Raw genomic sequence first — 18,415 nt, 5'->3', positions numbered from 1 at the left:
GTCCTCCCGTTACTCAGGGTTGTCCGCGAGGGATCTCGCCGCCCGGACGCAGTGGGCGAGCGCCTGGCGCGCGTACGCGGGGGAAGCCCCCGCCAGCCCGCACGCCGGGGTCACCGTGACCGCCTCCGCGAGCAGCCCCGGGTGCAGCCCCAGCCTGCGCCACAACGTCCTGACACCCATGACGCTACCGGCAGGGTCTGACAACGGGCCGTCCGTGCCCGGCACGACACCGGTGAACAGCCGCGTACCGCCCTCCACGGCCTCGCCGACCGCCTCGTCGTCACGCTCGGTGAGGAGCGCGAAGTCGAAGGAGACGGCCGCCGCGCCGGCCCGCCGCAGCAGGGCGAACGGCACGTCCGGGGCGCAGGAGTGCACCACCACCGGCCCGCCGGCGTGCGCGCCGACGACGTCCCGGAGCGTGGCCTCCACGATCTGCCGGTCCACGGCCCGGTGGGTGCGGTAGCCGCTCGCCGTACGGACCTGTCCGCGCAGGACGGCCGTGAGGGAGGGCTCGTCGAGCTGGAGGACGATCCGGGCGCCCGGGACGCGGCGCCGCACCTCGGCGAGGTGCAGCCGCAGCCCCTCGGCGAGCGAGGCGGCGAGGTCCCGGCAGGCGCCGGCGTCCGACAGGGCGGCCTCGCCGTTCTTCAGCTCCAGGGCGGCGGCCAGCGTCCACGGCCCGACGGCCTGCACCTTCAGGTCGCCCTCGTAGCCCTGGGTGTACTCCTCCAGGGCGTCCAGGTCCTCGCCCAGCCAGGACCTGGCCCGCTTGGTGTCCCGGCCCGGCCGGTCCCCGATCCGCCACCCGCTCGGCTCCACGCGCGCGTACAGCTCGACCAGCATCCCGGCGGTCCGGCCGATCATGTCGGCGCCGGGTCCGCGCGCGGGCAGCTCCGGGAGGAACGGGAAGTCCTCGAAGGACCCGGTGGCGGTCTTGGCGGCTTCCTGCGCGTCCCCGCCGGGCAGGGAACCGACGCCCGTGGCCCCCGGGAACCTGAACTGGCTGTTTTCGCTCACCAGGGAAGCCTACGGAACCCTCCGCGGGGGGTCAGCGCCCCGGACGTACCGTCAGGTCGTTGATCTCCGCGTCCCTCGGGAGGTCCAGGGCGGTCAGGATCGTCGTGGCGACCGACTCGGGGTCGATCCACTTCGCCGGGTCGTACTCCTTGCCCTCCTGCTGGTGCACCTTGGCCTGCATGGGGCTCGCGGTGCGGCCCGGGTAGACCGAGGTGACGCGGACGCCGTTCGCGTGCTCCTCCTGGCGCAGGGAGTCGGCGAGGGCCTTCAGACCGTGCTTGGAGGCGGCGTACGCGGACCACCCGGCACTGGCGGAGAGGCCGGCGCCGGAGTTGACGAAGATCACATGGCCGCGGGCCGCCCGCAGCTGCGGCAGGAAGTGCCGGGTCAGCTCGGCCGGGGCGATCAGGTTGACGTTGAGCTGGTGGCGCCAGGACTTCGGGGTGAGGTCGCCGACCTCGCCGAGGTCGACGACTCCGGCGATGTGCAGCAGGGAGTCGACCCGGTCCGGGAGCGTCTGGTGGGAGAACGCCCAGGACAGCTTGTCCGGGTCCGCCAGGTCGCCGACGAGGGTGCGCGCGCCGGGGAACCCGGCCGCCAGTTCCTTAGCGCGGCCCGCGTCGCGCGCGTGGAGCACGATCTCGTCCCCGCGCGCGTGCAGCCGGCGGGCCACGGCCGCGCCGATGCCGGAACCCGCCCCGGTGATCACATGAGTAGCCATGCGTGCCATGCTCGCATCAGTGGGCGCCGGGCCCCGCGGCGGTGGCCGCTCATGTCGCGGCCTCCAGGTGGGCGAGGGCCCCGACCGGCTCGTCGGCGAAGAAGACCAGCTCGGCCAGCGGACGCGGCAGAAAGCCCTCGGCCTCCATGCGGCGGAACTGCTCGCGCAGGCCGTCGTAGAAGCCCGCCGTGTTCAGCAGCACGACCGGCTTCTCGGTGCGGCCGTGCTTCTTGAGCTCCAGGATCTCGGTGGCCTCGTCCAACGTGCCGGTGCCACCCACCATGATCACCACGGCGTCGGCCTTCTCCAGCAGCAGCTTCTTGCGTTCGGCGAGGTCGGCCGCGATGATCATCTCGTCGGCGCCGGGCCGCGCCTTGTTCGCCAGGAACTCCACGGAGACGCCCAGCAGCCTGCCGCCCGCCTCCTGCACGCCGTCGGCGACCACCTTCATCAGACCGACGTCGGAACCGCCCCAGACGAGCGTGTGACCGGCCTTGCCGAGCAGTTCAGCGAACTCGCGCGCGGGACGCGTGTAACGCTCGTCGAGGTCGGCGGCGGACAGGAAGACGCAGATGTTCATGGCCTCTACCGTACGGTCCCCGCGCCGGGCGGGAAGAAGCGCGGCCCGTCCCGGCGCTGAACGGGTATGACCCAAGGACACACGATCACGATCCAGAAGAGCGAGCGGCACGTGCGCGTGGTGCGCGGCGACCAGGTGCTCGCGGAGTCCGACCGGCCCCTGGAGCTGCGCGAGACGGGCTGCCCGGTCAGGTACTACATCCCCGCCGAGGACGTCCGCCTCGATCTGCTGACGCCGTCCGACACGCACACCGTGTGCCCCTTCAAGGGCACGGCGTCCTACTGGTCGCTGCCGGACGCGCCGGACCTCGTCTGGGCGTATCCGGACCCCAAGGACGGGGTGGCGGAGATCAAGGACCACTACTGCTTCTACGACACCGAGGTCGCATGACCACCCCCGGCATCGCCGTGTCGTGACCGATGACTGCCGCGCCGTGCGGCAGTCTGCACGGCCATGGACAAGAAGACGACTTCCCGCGACGGCACCCCCCTCGCGTACGGAGTGACCGGCCAGGGGCCCACGGTGATCCTGGTGAGCGGCGCGATGTCCACCGGCGGCACCGTGGCGCCCCTGGCCCAGCGCCTCGCGGACCGCTGCACGGCCGTCGTCTACGACCGCCGGGGCCGCGGCGCGAGCGGCGACACGGCGCCGTACGAGGTCGACCGCGAGATCGAGGACCTGGCCGCGCTGATCGACGCGGTGGGCGGTCAGGCGGCGCTCTTCGGGGTCTCCTCGGGCGGCGCGCTGGTCCTGCGCGCGGCGGCGAGCGGGCTGCCCGTCGACCGCGCGGCGGTCTACGAGGTGCCGTACGCCGACCACCTGGCGGGCGGCGCCGCGCGTGAGGCCACCTACAAGGAGCAGCTGGGCAAGGCGCTCGGCGAGGGCCGGCGTGGGGACGCGGTGGAGCTGTTCCTGCGTCTGACGGGCCTCGGCGAGGAGATGATCCAGCGTGCCCGGGAGTCGCCGATGTGGGCCGGCATGGAGGCCGTCGCGCCCAGCCTCGCCCACGACGACGCGGTCATGGGCGACGGCCTGCTCCCCCGGGACCGGCTCGCCGCGATCGGTGTGCCCGTGCTGGCGGTCGCGGGCGGCGCGAGCCCCGGGTGGATGCGCGCGGCGTCCCGGGAGATCGCCGAGACGGTGCCCCAGGGCACGTACCGGGTCCTGGAGGGCCAGACCCACATGGTGGAACCGGACGTGCTGGGGCCGGTGCTGGCGGAGTTCTTCGCGGGCTAGGCGCGCCGTCCTGGCGGGGCGAGGGCCGGTTCAGACCGCCGCGGCCGTCGCGCGCGTGGTCGACGCGATCGTCGCCGAGCCCACCACGCGCGTGCCGTCGTACAGGACGATCGCCTGGCCGGGGGCGACGCCGCGGACCGGCTCGGTGAACGTCACGCGCAGTTCGCCGTCGACCGGCTCGGCGGTCACCTCGGTCTCGCCGCCGTGGGCGCGCAGCTGGGCGGTGTAGGTGCCGGGGCCCGTGGGGGCGGTGCCGCACCAGCGGGGCTTGATCGCGGTGAGGGCGGTGACGTCCAGGGCGTCGGCCGGGCCGACGGTGACCGTGTTGGTGACCGGGGAGATGTCCAGGACGTAGCGCGGCTTGCCGTCCGGGGCCGGGGTGCCGATCCGCAGGCCCTTGCGCTGGCCGATGGTGAAGCCGTACGCGCCCTCGTGCGTGCCCAGCTTGGCGCCGGACTCGTCCACGATGTCGCCCTCGGCCTTGCCGAGCCGCTTGGCCAGGAAGCCCTGGGTGTCGCCGTCGGCGATGAAGCAGATGTCGTGCGAGTCGGGCTTCTTGGCCACGGCCAGGCCCCGGCGCTCGGCCTCCGCGCGGATCTCCTCCTTGGTGGTGACCGTGTCGCCGAGCGGGAACATCGCGTGCGCGAGCTGCCTCTCGTCCAGCACCCCGAGGACGTACGACTGGTCCTTCGCCATGTCGGAGGCGCGGTGCAGCTCGCGGGAGCCGTCCGGGTTCAGGATCACCTTGGCGTAGTGGCCGGTGCAGACGGCGTCGAAGCCGAGGGCCAGCGCCTTGTCCAGCAGGGCGGCGAACTTGATCTTCTCGTTGCAGCGCAGGCACGGGTTCGGGGTGCGGCCGGCCTCGTACTCGGCGATGAAGTCCTCGACGACGTCCTCGCGGAAACGGTCGGCGAGGTCCCAGACGTAGAACGGGATGCCGATGACGTCGGCCGCGCGGCGGGCGTCGCGCGAGTCCTCGATGGTGCAACAGCCCCGCGCGCCGGTGCGGAACGACTGCGGGTTCGCGGAGAGCGCGAGGTGGACGCCGGTGACGTCGTGGCCTGCTTCCGCGGCGCGCGCGGCGGCGACGGCGGAGTCGACTCCGCCGGACATGGCGGCGAGGACGCGGAGGGGGCGGGTGCGCTGCGGGGTGTCAGTCATAGCCCTTCCAGGGTACGGGGCGCGGGAACCGTGTCGGCCTGGTATCCGTTGACGATCGCAGAGGGTGACGACGGGGCCGGTGACACCGGCGGCGACGGGGGCGGGCATGGGCGCGGCGAAGGACGACACGGACCGGCGGCTGGGGCGGCGGGCCCTGCTGGTCGGCGGGGCCGCGGCGGCCGTGGGCACGGCCGTGCTGGCCCGGGAGGAGCTGTCCCGGCTGTGGTGGCGGATGCCCGGGGTGGACAAGCCGCGGGTGGCGGGCGCGGTGGACTTCCGGGGCGCGCGCTGGGTGGGTGCCTCGGCGGCGAACTACCGGCTCGCGGACCGGCCGTCCGACTACCCGGTGGACCGGGTGGTCATCCATGTCACCCAGGGTGGCTACGCGTCCGCGGTGAAGGTCTTCCGGGACCCGGGGCACGGCGCGGCGGCGCACTACATCGTGCGCAGGGACGGGCGGGTCACCCAGCTGGTCCGGGAGCTGGACGTGGCCTTCCACGCGGGCAACCGGGAGTACAACGAACGCAGCGTCGGGATAGAGCACGAGGGCTTCGTGGAGGACGCCTCGTCCTTCACGGACGAGATGTACGCGGCCTCGGCGCGGCTGACCGCGGCGATCTGCGAGCGGTACGGCATACCCGTGGACCGCGAGCACATCATCGGACACGTGGAGGTGCCGGGGACGGACCACACCGATCCGGGGCGGTTCTGGGACTGGGACCGGTACATACGCCTGGTCCGGGCCGAGCGGGAGAGGGCCGGGGCGCCCGCGTCCCCCCGCGCGGCTACGTGAGCCCGGCCGCGCGGGCGCGTTCCACCGCCGGGCCGATCGCCTTGGCCACGGCCTCGACGTCCGCCTCCGTGGAGGTGTGGCCGAGGGAGAAGCGCAGGGTGCCGCGGGCCAGATCCGGGTCGGTGCCGGTGGCGAGGAGGACATGGCTGGGCTGGGCGACGCCCGCGGTGCAGGCGGAGCCGGTGGAGCACTCGATGCCCTGGGCGTCCAGCAGGAGCAGCAGGGAGTCGCCCTCGCAGCCCGGGAAGGTGAAGTGCGCGTTGGCCGGGAGCCGGCCCCCGGGCGCCGGGTCACCGCCGAGGATCGCGTCCGGTACGGCGCGGCGCACGGCGTCGATCAGCTGATCGCGCAGGGCGCCGATCTCGCGTGCGAACCACTCGCGCTGTTCGGCGGCGAGCCGGCCGGCGACGGCGAAGGAGGCGATGGCCGGGACGTCCAGCGTGCCGGAGCGCACGTGCCGCTCCTGGCCGCCGCCGTGCAGGACGGGTACGGGGGTGTGCTCGCGGCCGAGGATCAGCGCGCCGATGCCGTACGGGCCGCCGATCTTGTGCCCGGAGACGGTCATGGCGGCGAGGCCCGAGGTCTCGAAGTCGACCGGGACCTGACCGAAGGCCTGGACCGCGTCCGCGTGCAGCGGGACGCCGAACTCGGCGGTGACGTCGGCCAGTTCGCGGATCGGCATGACCGTGCCGATCTCGTTGTTGGCCCACATCACGGTGGCCAGGGCGACATCGGCGGGATTGCGGGCGATGGCCTCGCGCAGCGCCTCGGGCTGGACGCGGCCGTAGGAGTCGACGGGGAGGTACTCGACGGTGGCGCCCTCGTGCTCGCCGAGCCAGTGCACGGCGTCCAGTACGGCGTGGTGCTCGACGGGGCTGGCCAGGATGCGGGTGCGGGCCGGGTCGGCGCCTCGGCGGGACCAGTACAGGCCCTTGACGGCGAGGTTGTCGGCCTCGGTGCCGCCGGAGGTGAAGACGACCTCGCTGGGGCGGGCGCCGAGGGCTTCCGCGAGGGTTTCGCGGGATTCCTCGACCGTACGGCGTGCCTGGCGGCCGGATGCGTGGAGGGAGGAGGCGTTGCCCGTGATGCTCAGCTGGGCGGTGAATGCCTCCGCCGCTTCCGGGAGCATCGGGGTGGTCGCGGCGTGGTCGAGGTAAGCCATGGTGAGGCGATTCTACGGCGCCCCTGCGGTGGGCCTCGGCAGCGCGTGGGTGCCGGTGCCGTTGACTTCGGCGGCTCGCGTCGGCCACGCCGGGCTTGATTGCGGCGCACCCGGCACTGCGGGCGCCTCGCGTCGGCCACGCCTGGGCTTGGTTGCGACAGCACCCGGCACTGCGCGCGCCTCGCGTCGGCCACGCCTGGACTCGGTGGCGGCGCACCCGGCACTGCGGGCCGTGCCCACCCGTTCCGCCCTGCGGAACGATTGCCCACGGCGGGGACGGCGGTGCGGCCGGTCCGGTGGGACAACGGTCGTGCGGGTGTCGCGGGGCGACCGGTCGACGGGTGCGGCGGGGCGACGGGTTCGGCGCGCTGGCGGTGACCGTGCGGGTGTGGTCAGGGGCCCGGCCGCGTTGCCGCGGGGTCACAGGCTCCAGGACACCGTGCCCGAGAGTTCCATCGCGATCACCAGGACCGCCAGGTCGGCGAGGCCCAGGGTCAGGCCGAGGTAGGCGCGGCCCCGGCGGGTGGTGCCGCGCCAGAGGGCGACCGCGGCCAGGACGATGGCGATCGGGCCGAGGAAGAGGTTGAGGACGAGCAGGCCGAGGAGGCCGAGGATGAAGGACGCGACGGCCATGCCGTCGGCGTCGCGGGGGCGCGGGCGGGTGTCGGTGCGGGTGCGGCCGGTGGCCGGTGCGGTGAGGTGCATGATGCTCAGCTCCTGAAGTCCTTTCCGGGGGCGGCTGGCCGGGCCTGCGCGGTCAGTTGGCCGAGGTGTGGCGGCGGCGTCCGTGGCGCTCGCGGATCGCGAAGACGCCGAGCCAGACGGCGATGACGGCGGCCAGGACGGCAGTGACGGTCAGCGGTGCGTGAGCGACGGTGCCCAGCACGACGCCGAGCAGCATGAGTGCGGCGACGAGGAACAGCATGGGATCAGATCCCCCCTCCGATATGCCTCGTGTTCAGCCGGTGTGAAGTTTGGGTGAACAGTTGTAGTAACAGTTGTTCACTGACTTCGAGTCTAGCGCTCCCGACGGCTTTTCAATTCCGGAGAACAGTTGTTAACTGGATGACATGAGTCACACCCTCGGCATCCGGCAGGCCCAGAAGCAGAAGACCCGGCAGGCGTTCCTCGACGCGGCGCTCGCGCTGCTGGAGGAGCAGAGCCTGAGCAGCCTGGGCCTGCGCGAGGTCACCCGGGCCGTCGGTGTCGCTCCGACGGCCTTCTACCGGCACTTCCGCTCGACCGCCGACCTCGGTGTGGCCCTGGTCGACGAGGCACTGGGCAGCCTGCATCCGATGGTGCGGACGACGGTGTCCACCACGGGCGACAGCGAGGAACGCATCACGCGTGCCATCGAGTTGATCGCCCGTCACGTAGACGCGTACCCCGCACATGTCCGTTTCATCGCCCGGGAGCGACATGGCGGAGTCCAGCCGGTGCGCGAGGCCATCCGGGCCCAACTGCACCGGTTCGCCGAGGAGGTGAAGGCCGAGCTGGCCAAGGACCCGGAGGCGGCGGGCTGGAGCGACGACGACCTGCTGATGCTCGCGCACCTCTACGTCGACCAGATGCTCATCACCGCCTCGCTGTTCCTGGAGGCGCTGGAGGCCCCGGCACACGAGCGGGAGCGGGTGACGCGACTGGCCACCCGCCAGCTCCGGCTCATCAGCATCGGCCGCGGCCACTGGCTGGATTGAGCCGTCCCGGTACGGACGGGCCCCCGCTCAGCCCTGCTGGTACAGGGCCGTGACGGAGCGGGCCCCGGCCAGCAGTTCCGCGCGGGCCTCGGGCGGGTCCAGGATCTCCACCCGGTCGGAGAACGCGAGGAGTTGGCGTACGGCGCGCAGCGCCGGGTAGGCCAGCCGCGCGGTGACCCACTCGCTCGTGCCGTCGTCCTCGGGCGGAGCCGTCAGCTGTGCGGTGACCATGCGCTGGAACATGTCGAGCAGTTTCCGCCGTACCCGCACGGTGACCTCGATCTCGTTCTCCCGCTCCTCCACCTGCCGGCGCAACAGCTCCCAGACGTCGGCGAGTTCCACCCCGGGCCGGCGCCGTACGGGCTCGTCCAGCAGCCGGGCCGAGCGCACGCGGTCGGCGCGGAACAGCCGGGGCCGGCCGCGCCGGTCGGCGACCAGGTACCAGACCCCGGCCTTGGCGACGAGGCCGTAGGGGTCCACGGTGTACGTCCGCGGTTCCCGCTCCCCGCTGTGCCGGTAGCGCAGCCTCAGGCGCCGGTCGGAGAACACGGCGTCCTGGAGCACGTCCAGGTCGGCCGTCTGCCGCGGGCCGCTCTTCCAGCGGGTGGCGTCGACCAGGACGCGACGGCTGGTGACCTCGGCGGCGGGCCGGTGCGGCGCCGGCAGCGCGGCCATCACCTTGCGCAGGGCCGAGCCGAGGGCCGCGTCGAGACCGAGCGCGGCATGGGCGCCCTGCGCGGCCAGGACGAACAGGGCGCGGGACTCGTCGGCGGTCAGCCCCGTGACGTCGGTGCGGAAGCCGGGGAGAAGTTCGATGCCGCCGTGCCGGCCGCGCTCGGCGTACACCGGGACGCCGGCGGCGGACAGCGCCTCGACGTCCCGGTAGATGGTGCGGACCGACACCTCCAGCCGGTCGGCGAGTTCGGGCGCGGGGACGCGGCCCCGGGTCTGCAGGAGCAGCAGGATCGAGAGCAGCCGGTCGGACTTCACCGCGCCAGGATCGCGCCGCCGTGAAGTGCCGCGCAAATGCTGACGCCAGTTGTCAGGTTATCCGGGCATCCTCGCCTCACCGACCGAGGGAGAGGCACACCATGACCAGCACCGGCTTCATCGACCCGCGACCCGTGTACGTCCGCGCCACCGAGCAGGCGGCCGCCCTGATCAAAACCGTGCGCCCCGAAGACCTGACCCGGCCGACGCCCTGCAGCGAGTTCGACGTCCGCGGTCTGCTGAGCCACGTCGTCGGCGGCACCCGGCGGATCGCGGTGGTGGGCGAGGGCGGTGACGGGCTCGCCGTGCACCCGTCCGCGGACGGCGTCGCGGACGACGGCTGGGCCGCGGCCTACGACGAGGTGCGGGTCCGTGTCCTCAGGGCCTGGGAGAGCGACGAGCGGATGGTGAGCCCGGTGCGGGTACCCTGGGGCGAGGTCCCCGGCCACGCGGCGCTCTCCGGTTACGTCATGGAGATCGTCACGCACACCTGGGACCTGGCCGAGGCGATCGGCGCCACGACTGAACTCGACGCGGAGCTGGCCGGGTTCGCGCTCACGACCGCTCGCGCGGTGCTGCCGGACACTCGTCCGCGCGGTGCGGAGACGCCCTTCGAGGCCCGCCGCGAGGAGCCGGTGGAAGCCGGCCCCTACGAGCAACTGGCGGCCTGGCTGGGGCGCGAGCCGCTCAGCCGAGCCTGACCCGGGCCAGCTGCCGGGACTGGGCGACCAGGCGGTCCGCGCTGTCCCACACCTCGGCGTCCTCCTCCAGGAAACCGCCGGCCAGGTTGCGGGTGGTGATGGACACCCGCAGCGGGCCGGGGGCCGGGCGGTGGCGGACGTGGACGGTGAGCTCCACGGTCGGCACCCAGCCCTTGAGGCCCAGTTCGAAGGCGGTGGGCGGGAGGGCGTCCACGGCGAGGAGCAGCGAGAGCGGGTCGGCGTCCCGGCCGTCGGCGAGACCGAACCAGGCCCGCATCTCGCCCTTGCCGGAGGGCGCGCCGAGCGCCCAGCCGAGGGTGGCGGGGTCGAGCTTGAGCATCAGCCGGTCGGCGATGGCGGAGCTGCCCTCGACCGGGGCGGGCCCGTCCTCGGGGCCGAAGCACTGCTCCAGCGGGGGCATCGCGGGCGGGGTGGCGGTCGTGCGGACGTCGTCGGGGAGGGTGGCGAGGTCGCCGTAGGAGGCGAGGACGCGGATGCGTTCGACCTCGTTGCCCTCGTCGTCGTACTGGAAGAGCGAGGCCTGGCCGGTGGAGAGGGTGCGGCCGGTCCGGACGGTCTCGGTGCGGACGACAGCCGGGCCGGGGCGGGAGGCGGTCAGGTAGTGCGCGGTGACGGAGAAGGGGTCCGGGTGCGGCAGGGTGTCCGCGAGGGCCCGGCCGAGCACGGCCAGCAGGTAGCCGCCGTTGACGGCGCTGATGATGGTCCAGCCGGCCGAGAGGTCGATGTCGTAGACGCCGGGCTCGCGCCGGGTGACCGCGGTGTCGCGGTCGAACTCGCTGTCGCCGGTCAGGGCCCGCGATGGGGAGGGGGCGGAAGCTGCTTCTGGCATGGCTGAACGGTACAGCAGAAAACTACTAAGCGGTAGCTTTCTTGCCGTGGTGCGAGGTGATCAACGGATGATCCGCTCCCGCGCCAGGGTGAGGTTCCGGCAATTTCTCGGTAAGTGTCCGGACTCGTCCACAACCCCCGGTCGCGGATCGCCCTCTATGGGGACATGAGCCTCACCGGGACCCCGTTCCTCTGCACGACCGTGCTGCTGTCGGTCGTCGCCCTCATACTGCCGCTCGTCCTGTGGTCGCGGATGCGCGGGCCCAAGCCGCTGCGGATCACGGCCCGGGTCCTCATGCTGCTGTTCGCCCAGGGCACGGCCGTCACCCTGGTCTTCGTACTGGTCAACAACCAGAACAACCTCTACGACAACTGGGCCGACCTGCTCGGCACCGGCGACCACGTCCAGCAGGCCGCCGACCTCGGCAAGGACGGCACCGGCGGCATCACGGTGACCCGGCTGCCGAAGGTCAGGCAGACCTTCACGGCCGCCGACGGGCCCGGTATGCGCGCGGCCGGCGGAGTCCGCGTCACCCAGCTCAGGGGCCGGGTCTCCGGCGTGAACGCCGAGGTCTACGTCTGGCTGCCGCCGCAGTACGGCGAACCGGCCTACCGGAACAAGCGGTTCCCGGTGGTGGAGCTGCTGCCGGGCTACCCCGGTTCCGCCAAGGCGTGGTTCGGGGCGCTCAGGGTGCACGAGCAGCTGCTGCCGCTGATGAGGAGCGGCCGGGTGGCGCCGTTCATCCTGGTCGCCCCGCGCACCAACCTGCTGGCAGGTGTGGACACGGGCTGCGCCAACATCCCGGGGCAGGTCAACGCCGACACCTGGCTCAGCATCGACGTCCCGAAGATGGTCATGGACAACTTCCGGGCCCAGCCGGCCCCCGGGGGCTGGGCGGTGGCCGGGTACTCGGCGGGCGCGCACTGCGCGGTGAAGCTCGCCGTGGCCCACCCCGACCGCTACCGGGCCGCGGTGAGCATGTCCGGCTACAACGACCCGATCGGCGAACGCGACTCCCTCGCCGCCCAGACCCCCGCCCTGCGCGCCGCGAACAACCCCTGTCTGCTGCTCAGGCAGGCGGCCGTGCCGCCCCGGATCGCGCTGTACCTCTCCGGCGAGTCCGGCGACGGCTACCAGGCGGGCATGGCCCTGGAGGCCGTCGCCAAGGCGCCGACCACCGTACGGGTGGTGTTCCTGCCGCGCAGCGCGGGCGGTCACACGATGGCGCTGTGGCGTCCGCAGGTCGACACCGTCTTCCGCTGGCTGACCCTCCAGATGGGCCAGGGCCACGCCGAGGGGCAGGACACCTCCGTCGCCGGTGCCGCTCCCGGGGCTACTCCTCGGTCACCGTCGACCGGCGGTTCCACGCGCGCGGCGCTCGCCAGTGGAACCGCATCGCGAGCAGGCGCAGCACGAAGGCCGTGATCACGGCGAGCCCGCTGGTGAACGGGGTCAGCACGTCGTAGCGGATGCACAGGACGACCATCGTGGCGCCGACCATCGCCGGGACCGCGTACAGGTCGCGGTCCCAGCGCAGCAGCGAGGGCACCTCGTTGGCCAGCACGTCCCGCAGGACGCCGCCGCCCACGGCGGTGGCGAGGCCCAGCGTCGCCGACGCGGTCAGGCCGAGGCCGTAGCTGTACGCCTTGGTCGTACCGCTGACACAGAACAGGCCGAGGCCGGCCGCGTCGAAGACGAGCACCGCCGCCTGGATGCGCTCCACGTGCGGATGCAGGAAGAAGACGACGAGCGTGGCGAGCAGCGGGGTGACGAAGTACCCCAGGTCCGTGAAGGCGGCCGGGGGCACGGCCCCGATCACCAGGTCGCGGAACAGCCCGCCGCCCAGCGCGGTGACCTCGGCGAGGACGGCGATGCCGAACACGTCGAAGTTCTTCCGTACGGCCAGCAGGGCGCCGGAGATCGCGAAGACGAAGATGCCGATCACATCGAGCGTGTGCTGGACGGAGGGACTGAAGAGTTGCTGGAGCTGCACCCTGACATTCTCACCTGTCGGAGTGCGTGAACCTTACAAAGCCAGGCTCACAGGGCGGGTTTCCCTGTGGTGAACAGCCAGGTGTCGAAGAGATCGTCGAGCTGCTGCCCGCTGACGCGCTCGGCGAGGCGGATGAAGTCGGCGGTGTCCGCGTTGCCGTACCGGTGGAGCTTCGTCCAGGCCGGCAGCAGCTTGAAGAAGGCCGTGTCACCGATCCGCTCGCGCAGCACCTGGAGCGTCATCGCGCCGCGCTGGTAGACGGCGGAGGCGAACATCGTGTCCCGCTGCGGGTCGGCGACCTTGATCTGCCAGAAGGCGGAGTCGGCGGGGCGGGAGTCGTAGCCGGCCAGGAAGGAGTCGTGGGCGCTGCGGGTGCCCTGGTGCTCGGCCCACAGCCACTGGGCGTAGGTGGCGAAGCCCTCGTTGAGCCAGATGTCCTTCCACTGGGCCACGCTCACCGAGTCGCCGAACCACTGGTGGGCCAGCTCGTGCACGATGGTCGACTCGTTGCGCACGGCCGAGTAGGCGGGCTTGCTCTGCACCTCCAGCGAGAACCCCGCCTGCGGCATGTCGTCGACGATCGCGCCGGTCTCCTCGAAGGGGTACGGCCCGAAGACCTGCGACCAGTAGTCGGTGGCGGCGGCTGTGACGGCGTACACGTCGACGTTGTTGCTGTTCTTGAGCACGGGGTCGATCGCGACGTAGATGGGGGTGCCGCCGGGGGTGCGCCCGGTGCGCACGTCGAACTTCCCGATGGTGGCGGTGGCGAGGTAGGTCGCCATCGGCTTCGACTCCCGCCAGTGGGTGTACGTCGAGCCGCCCTTGTCGTACGTCGACACCAGCCGGCCGTTGGAGACGCCGGTCAGGCCCCGGGGAGCCTTGATCCGGATGTCGTAGGTGGCCTTGTCGGCGGGGTGGTCGCTGGACGGGAACCAGGTGGAGGCGGCGTTGGGTTCGCAGGCGACGAAGACGCCGTCGGGGGTCTTCATCCAGCCGTAGTCGGAGCCGAAGACGATCGGTCCGCCGAGGGCCTGCGGTACGCCGCCGTAGGTCACGGAGACGGTGAAGTCCCGTCCCGCGGCGAGCGGGTGGCGCGGGGTGACGGTGATCTCGTCGCCGTCGCGCGTGAACCGCGCGGGTCTGCCGTCGACCTGGACACCGGTGACTTCGAGCTGCTGGAGGTCGAGGTCGAAGGAGGAGAGCTTCTGGGTGGCGCGGGCCGTGAGGGTCGTACGGCCGTCCAGGCGGCCGGTGTCCGGCGCGTAGGCGATGTCCAGGTCGTAATGGCGGGCGTCGAAGCCGCCGTTGCCCAGCCGGGGGAAGTAGGGGTCGCCGATGCCGGGGGCGCCGGGGGTCGGGGCGGAGGAGGCGGCGATGACGAGGAAGGAGGCTGCCGCGGTGGCGACAGCCCCCAGACGTGCCGAACGGGAGAATGCCATGTGTCGTCCCTTTCGAGCGTGCCGATCAGTGGTCGGGCACGGACGACTCTGCACTCTCCCGCTCAGACATGTACATGACTTTACCTAGTTGTCATGCGCTACTTGTCGGTTGACTCCTGGGAGTCGGCACCGGACGCCTTGCCGATGGCCTCGGCCTCGGCCTCGGCCTCGCGGCCGGCCTCCTCGGCGACGGCCTCGGTGTCACCCGAACCCTCCGCCGGGGCGTCGGCCGCGGCACCGGTGGAGGCGGTGGGCTCCTCGGCGGGGGCGTCGGCCGCGGGCGCGGCCTTCTCCGCCGAGACCTCGGCGCCGGGACCGGTCTTCACACCGGAGGCCGCGGCCTTCTCGGAAGCCGCCGCCTCCTTCTCGGAAACCGCCTCGGGAGCCTTCTCGTCGGAAGCCGCGTCCTCGTCGGAAGCGTCTTCTTCGGAAGCCGCCTCCTCGGAAGCCTCCTCGTCAGCCGCCGCCTCCTCCGCGGAAGCCGCCTTGCCGGACACCGCCTTCTCCTCGGAGGCCGGCTCGTCCTCAGAGGCAGCCGGCTTGTCCTCGGAAGCCGCCGACTCCTTCTCAGAGGCCGCCTCCTTGTCGGAAGCCGCCGGCTCCTTCTCGGAAGCCGCCTCCTTGTCGGAAGCCGCCGGCTCCTTCTCGGACGCCGACTCCTTCTCGGAAGCCGTCGCCTCGGAAGCCGTCGCCGCTTCAGCAGCAGCCGTCTCCTCCGCGGCCGTCGCCTTCTCCGCGGCCGTCGCCTTCTCCGCCACCGGTTCCTTCTCGGCCGGGCCCTCGGAGAGAACCGCGTCCGGTACCAGCTCCGACGCCTCCTTCGCCGCCGTCAGCAGGACCGTGTCCTGCGGGGCCTGGTCGGCGAAGTTCTCCGGGTGGTGGCAGGCGACCCGCTGGCCCGGCCGGAGCTCCACGAGCTGCGGCTCGGTCGTCTTGCAGATCTGCGTCGCCTTCCAGCACCGGGTGTGGAAGCGGCAGCCCGAGGGCGGGGCGATGGGCGAGGGCACATCGCCGCGGAGCAGGATGCGCTCGCTCTTCTGGCCCCGGCGCTTCGGGTCCGGCACGGGCACGGCCGACATCAGCGCCTTGGTGTACGGGTGCATCGGCGACTCGTACAGCGAGGTGCGGTCGGCGAGTTCCACGATCTTGCCGAGGTACATCACCGCGATGCGGTCCGAGACGTGCCGGACGACCGACAGGTCGTGCGCGATGATCACGTAGGTCAGGCCCAGCTCCTGCTGGAGGTCGTCCATGAGGTTCACGACCTGCGCCTGGATCGACACGTCCAGCGCGGAGACCGGCTCGTCGGCCACGACCAGCTTCGGCTTCAGGGCGAGCGCGCGGGCGATGCCGATGCGCTGGCGCTGACCGCCGGAGAACTCGTGCGGGTAGCGGTTGTAGTGCTCGGGGCTCAGGCCGACCAGGTCGAGGAGCCGCTGGACCTCCTTCTTCACCCCGCCCTCGGGCTCCACGCCCTGGAGCCGGAAGGGCGCCGAGACGATCGAGCCGATGGTGTGCCGGGGGTTCAGGGAGCCGTACGGGTCCTGGAAGATCATCTGGATGTCGCGGCGCAGCGGGCGCATCTGCCCGGTGCTCAGCCGCGTGATGTCCTGGCCCTCGAAGGTGATCTTCCCGCCGGTCGGGTCCTGGAGCCGGGTGATGACCCGGCCCATGGTCGACTTGCCGCAGCCCGACTCGCCGACCACGCCCAGGGTCTCGCCCTTGCGCACCTCGAAGTCGATGCCGTCGACGGCCTTCACGGCGCCGACCTGGCGCTGCAGGATGCCCTTCTTGATCGGGAAGTGCTTGGTCAGCCCCTCGACCTTGAGCAGCACGTCCCGCTCCTCGGGAGCCGACGCCTGCTTCGGGACCGCGGCCTCGGCGACGGTGTCCGTCTTCTTGGTCTCACTCACAGCTTGGGCGCAATCTCTTCGGTCCAGATCCGCCGGCGGTCCTCGGCCGAGAGGTGGCAGGCGGACCAGTGCCCGGTGCTCACCAGCTCCAGCTCGGGGCGCACCGTGCGGGTGACGTTCCCCTTGGGGATGTCCGCGTACGGGCAGCGGGGGTGGAAGGCGCAGCCCGAGGGGACGTTGATGAGGCTCGGCGGCGAGCCCTTGACCGGGATGAGCCGTTCGGAGGTCTCGCGGTCGATGCGGGGCATCGAGCCGAGCAGGCCCCAGGTGTAGGGGTGCTGCGGCTGCTCGAAGACCTCGCCGGCGGGACCGCGCTCCACGCACCGGCCGCCGTACATCACGAGGACGTCGTCGGCGATCTCGGCGACCACACCGAGGTCGTGAGTGATCATGATGACCGCGGAGCCGAACTCCTTCTGCAGGTCACGGATCAGGTCGAGGATCTGCGCCTGGACGGTCACGTCGAGGGCGGTGGTCGGCTCGTCCGCGATGAGCAGCTCGGGGTTGTTCACCAGCGCCATGGCGATCATGGCGCGCTGGCGCATACCGCCGGAGAACTCGTGCGGGTAGCCGTCGACGCGCTTGGCGGGCTCGGGGATGCCGACGCGGTCGAGCATCTCGATGGCCCGGGCGCGGGCGACCTTCTTGCTGACGTCGTGGTGCACCCGGTAGGCCTCGACGATCTGGTCGCCGATCTTGTAGTAGGGGTGCATCGCGGACAGCGGGTCCTGGAAGATCATCGCCATCTCCCGGCCGCGGAGCTTGCGCACCTCGTCCGGGGCGGCGGAGACCAGTTCCTTGCCGTCCAGCCAGATCTCGCCGGACATCCGCACGTTCTTGCCGCGGGTGCCGAGCCGGTGCAGGCCCATGATGGCCTGCGAGGTGACGGACTTGCCGGAGCCGGACTCGCCGACGATGGCGAGGGTCTTGCCCTTCTCCAGCGAGAAGCTGAGCCCGTCGACGGACTTCACCAGGCCGTCGTCGGTCGGGAAGTGCACCTTGAGGTCGCGGACCTCCAGGAAGGCTTCGGGCGCCTTGCCGGAGTCGGTGGGCTCGCCCACCGCGGCGCCGGTCTTGGAGAGTTCGGTCACGAGAGCCTCACCCGCGGGTCGGCGGCGGCGTAGAGCACGTCCACCAGGAGATTTGCGATCACGACGAAGAAGGCGGCGAGCAGGGTCACGCCGAGGATGGGGGGCAGGTCGTTGTCGGTGATGGCCTTCACCGCGTACTCGCCGATGCCGTGCAGCGAGAAGACGTACTCGGTGATCAGGGCGCCGCCGAGCAGCAGACCGAGGTCCATGCCGAACACGGTGATGATCGGGGTGAGGGCCGCGCGCAGTCCGTGCCGGACCACGACGTTGCGCTCGCGCAGGCCCTTGGCGCGGGCCGTGCGGATGAAGTCCTCGTTCATCGTCTCCAGCATGCCCGAGCGGGTGAGCCGCGCGTAGATGGCGGAGTACAGGAGCGCGAGCGAACACCACGCCGGGAAGAGGGTGTTGGCCCACTGCGAGGGGTTCTCGGTGAACGGGACGTACGTGGTGCCGAAGATCGGCCACTGGTAGGTGAAGAGCAGCAGGGCCAGGTTGCCCGTGAAGAACATGGGGAGCGAGACACCGGCGAGGGCGACACCCATGAAGGCACGGTCGAAGAAGGAACGGGGCTTCAGCGCCGAGACGACACCGATCGCCACGCCCGACAGGACCCACAGCACGGCGGCACCCACGGCCAGCGAGATCGTCACCGGCATCCGGCTGGTGAGCTGCGGCCAGACCGCCTCGTGGGTCTTGAAGGAGTAGCCGAAGCACGGGGCGTCGCAGTGCACCGTGGTGGGACCGATGTTGTAGTCGGCACCGGCCACGATCCCCTTGATGAAGTGCCAGTACTGGACGTAGACCGGCTGGTCCAGACCGAGATTGTGCTTGACCGCGGCGATGTCCGCCTTCGACGGGCTCTTGCCGATGTACTGCTGCGCCAGCTGATCCGCTGTCTGGCCGGCGAGCCGTGGCAGCAGGAAGAAGATGGCAAAGGTGACCGCGGAGACGACCAGCAGCAGGATCACTGCCGCGGCCGTCCGGCGGAGGATGTACGAGATCACGGGGACCGGCGCTGGTGCCCGCGGGCCGCGAAGCCCGCGGGCACCAATGCCTTCACCTGCCTTCCGG

Annotated in this window: 20 protein-coding genes; 6 read left to right on the top strand and 14 right to left on the bottom strand. The window is 71.9% G+C overall.

Annotation, left to right across the window (positions count from 1 at the left end):
* Positions 1–9 precede the first annotated feature (9 nt).
* Genes ACH4LD_RS38810 through ACH4LD_RS38800 form a run of 3 tightly spaced genes read right to left on the bottom strand, consistent with a single transcriptional unit; the run spans position 10 to position 2,318 of the window.
* Complete coding sequence (locus ACH4LD_RS38810) at positions 10–1,017, bottom strand: methionine synthase (protein ID WP_398059011.1); 1,008 nt, start codon at positions 1,015–1,017, stop codon at positions 10–12.
* Between the two features lie 31 nt (positions 1,018–1,048).
* The gene (locus ACH4LD_RS38805) at positions 1,049–1,747 is read right to left on the bottom strand and encodes an SDR family oxidoreductase (RefSeq protein WP_132791240.1); all 699 of its coding nucleotides are present in this window, start codon (positions 1,745–1,747) and stop codon (positions 1,049–1,051) included.
* A gap of 40 nt (positions 1,748–1,787) precedes the next feature.
* On the bottom strand, positions 1,788–2,318 hold the full coding sequence (locus ACH4LD_RS38800; protein ID WP_132791243.1) for a TIGR00730 family Rossman fold protein: 531 nt from the start codon (positions 2,316–2,318) through the stop codon (positions 1,788–1,790).
* A gap of 66 nt (positions 2,319–2,384) precedes the next feature.
* Between ACH4LD_RS38800 and ACH4LD_RS38795 the strand changes: the two genes are divergently transcribed.
* The gene (locus ACH4LD_RS38795; RefSeq protein WP_171152588.1) at positions 2,385–2,708 is read left to right on the top strand and encodes a DUF427 domain-containing protein; all 324 of its coding nucleotides are present in this window, start codon (positions 2,385–2,387) and stop codon (positions 2,706–2,708) included.
* A gap of 63 nt (positions 2,709–2,771) precedes the next feature.
* A complete protein-coding gene (locus ACH4LD_RS38790) occupies positions 2,772–3,554 on the top strand; it encodes an alpha/beta fold hydrolase (RefSeq protein WP_398059010.1) in 783 nt (260 codons plus the stop codon).
* A 30-nt stretch (positions 3,555–3,584) separates the two neighbouring features.
* Here ACH4LD_RS38790 and mnmA read toward each other — a convergent pair whose 3' ends face one another.
* Positions 3,585–4,715: a tRNA 2-thiouridine(34) synthase MnmA gene (gene mnmA, locus ACH4LD_RS38785; RefSeq protein WP_398059009.1), complete on the bottom strand. Its 1,131-nt coding sequence runs from the start codon at positions 4,713–4,715 to the stop codon at positions 3,585–3,587.
* 106 nt (positions 4,716–4,821) lie between these two features.
* On the opposite strand from mnmA, the gene ACH4LD_RS38780 reads away from it, so the two are divergent.
* Positions 4,822–5,508: an N-acetylmuramoyl-L-alanine amidase gene (locus tag ACH4LD_RS38780; protein ID WP_398059034.1), complete on the top strand. Its 687-nt coding sequence runs from the start codon at positions 4,822–4,824 to the stop codon at positions 5,506–5,508.
* On the opposite strand, the gene ACH4LD_RS38775 is transcribed toward ACH4LD_RS38780, so the two are convergent.
* The 3 genes from ACH4LD_RS38775 to ACH4LD_RS38765 form a co-directional block, all read right to left on the bottom strand.
* Positions 5,501–6,670 carry a cysteine desulfurase family protein gene (locus ACH4LD_RS38775; protein ID WP_398059007.1) on the bottom strand — a complete coding sequence of 390 codons (1,170 nt, stop codon included), beginning with the start codon at positions 6,668–6,670 and terminating at the stop codon, positions 5,501–5,503. The two genes, ACH4LD_RS38780 and ACH4LD_RS38775, sit on opposite strands and share 8 nt — an antisense overlap.
* Before the next feature lie 420 nt (positions 6,671–7,090).
* The gene (locus ACH4LD_RS38770) at positions 7,091–7,375 is read right to left on the bottom strand and encodes a DUF4190 domain-containing protein (RefSeq protein WP_103811269.1); all 285 of its coding nucleotides are present in this window, start codon (positions 7,373–7,375) and stop codon (positions 7,091–7,093) included.
* Between the two features lie 52 nt (positions 7,376–7,427).
* Positions 7,428–7,595 carry a hypothetical protein gene (locus ACH4LD_RS38765; RefSeq protein ID WP_014675136.1) on the bottom strand — a complete coding sequence of 56 codons (168 nt, stop codon included), beginning with the start codon at positions 7,593–7,595 and terminating at the stop codon, positions 7,428–7,430.
* Positions 7,596–7,740: 145 nt separating this feature from the next.
* On the opposite strand from ACH4LD_RS38765, the gene ACH4LD_RS38760 reads away from it, so the two are divergent.
* Positions 7,741–8,367, top strand: coding sequence for a TetR family transcriptional regulator (locus ACH4LD_RS38760; RefSeq protein WP_132791255.1), 627 nt, complete (start codon positions 7,741–7,743; stop codon positions 8,365–8,367).
* A gap of 27 nt (positions 8,368–8,394) precedes the next feature.
* Here the strand turns inward: ACH4LD_RS38760 and ACH4LD_RS38755 are convergent, their stop codons facing one another.
* Complete coding sequence (locus ACH4LD_RS38755) at positions 8,395–9,357, bottom strand: helix-turn-helix transcriptional regulator (RefSeq protein WP_398059006.1); 963 nt, start codon at positions 9,355–9,357, stop codon at positions 8,395–8,397.
* A 101-nt stretch (positions 9,358–9,458) separates the two neighbouring features.
* Here ACH4LD_RS38755 and ACH4LD_RS38750 point away from each other — a divergent pair, with 101 nt between their 5' ends.
* Positions 9,459–10,058: a TIGR03086 family metal-binding protein gene (locus tag ACH4LD_RS38750; protein WP_398059005.1), complete on the top strand. Its 600-nt coding sequence runs from the start codon at positions 9,459–9,461 to the stop codon at positions 10,056–10,058.
* On the opposite strand, the gene ACH4LD_RS38745 is transcribed toward ACH4LD_RS38750, so the two are convergent.
* Entirely contained in the window at positions 10,045–10,908 is an 864-nt protein-coding gene (locus ACH4LD_RS38745) for a thioesterase family protein (protein ID WP_132791264.1), read from the bottom strand. The two genes, ACH4LD_RS38750 and ACH4LD_RS38745, sit on opposite strands and share 14 nt — an antisense overlap.
* A 165-nt stretch (positions 10,909–11,073) precedes the next feature.
* Here ACH4LD_RS38745 and ACH4LD_RS38740 point away from each other — a divergent pair, with 165 nt between their 5' ends.
* Positions 11,074–12,333: an alpha/beta hydrolase gene (locus tag ACH4LD_RS38740; protein WP_398059004.1), complete on the top strand. Its 1,260-nt coding sequence runs from the start codon at positions 11,074–11,076 to the stop codon at positions 12,331–12,333.
* Here ACH4LD_RS38740 and ACH4LD_RS38735 read toward each other — a convergent pair.
* The 5 genes from ACH4LD_RS38735 to ACH4LD_RS38715 all read right to left on the bottom strand — a co-directional run bounded on the left by ACH4LD_RS38735 (position 12,242) and on the right by ACH4LD_RS38715 (position 18,348).
* Complete coding sequence (locus tag ACH4LD_RS38735) at positions 12,242–12,901, bottom strand: trimeric intracellular cation channel family protein (RefSeq protein WP_103811275.1); 660 nt, start codon at positions 12,899–12,901, stop codon at positions 12,242–12,244. The two genes, ACH4LD_RS38740 and ACH4LD_RS38735, sit on opposite strands and share 92 nt — an antisense overlap.
* A gap of 47 nt (positions 12,902–12,948) precedes the next feature.
* Entirely contained in the window at positions 12,949–14,340 is a 1,392-nt protein-coding gene (locus ACH4LD_RS38730; protein WP_132791270.1) for a M1 family metallopeptidase, read from the bottom strand.
* A 98-nt stretch (positions 14,341–14,438) separates the two neighbouring features.
* Complete coding sequence (locus ACH4LD_RS38725) at positions 14,439–16,253, bottom strand: ABC transporter ATP-binding protein (protein WP_398059003.1); 1,815 nt, start codon at positions 16,251–16,253, stop codon at positions 14,439–14,441.
* Positions 16,250–17,344, bottom strand: a complete 1,095-nt coding sequence (locus ACH4LD_RS38720; protein ID WP_132791276.1) for an ABC transporter ATP-binding protein — start codon at positions 17,342–17,344, stop codon at positions 16,250–16,252. The genes ACH4LD_RS38725 and ACH4LD_RS38720 overlap by 4 nt, the downstream gene beginning before the upstream one ends.
* Positions 17,341–18,348: an ABC transporter permease gene (locus tag ACH4LD_RS38715; protein WP_398059002.1), complete on the bottom strand. Its 1,008-nt coding sequence runs from the start codon at positions 18,346–18,348 to the stop codon at positions 17,341–17,343. Before ACH4LD_RS38715 ends, ACH4LD_RS38720 begins: the two co-directional genes overlap by 4 nt.
* Between the last annotated feature and the right edge of the window lie 67 nt (positions 18,349–18,415).

Source organism: Streptomyces sp. NPDC017676 (genome assembly GCF_044329325.1).
Lineage (GTDB): Bacteria > Actinomycetota > Actinomycetes > Streptomycetales > Streptomycetaceae > Streptomyces.
Note: the sequence above shows the minus strand (reverse complement) of the source record. Positions and strands in the feature narration are given on the sequence as shown.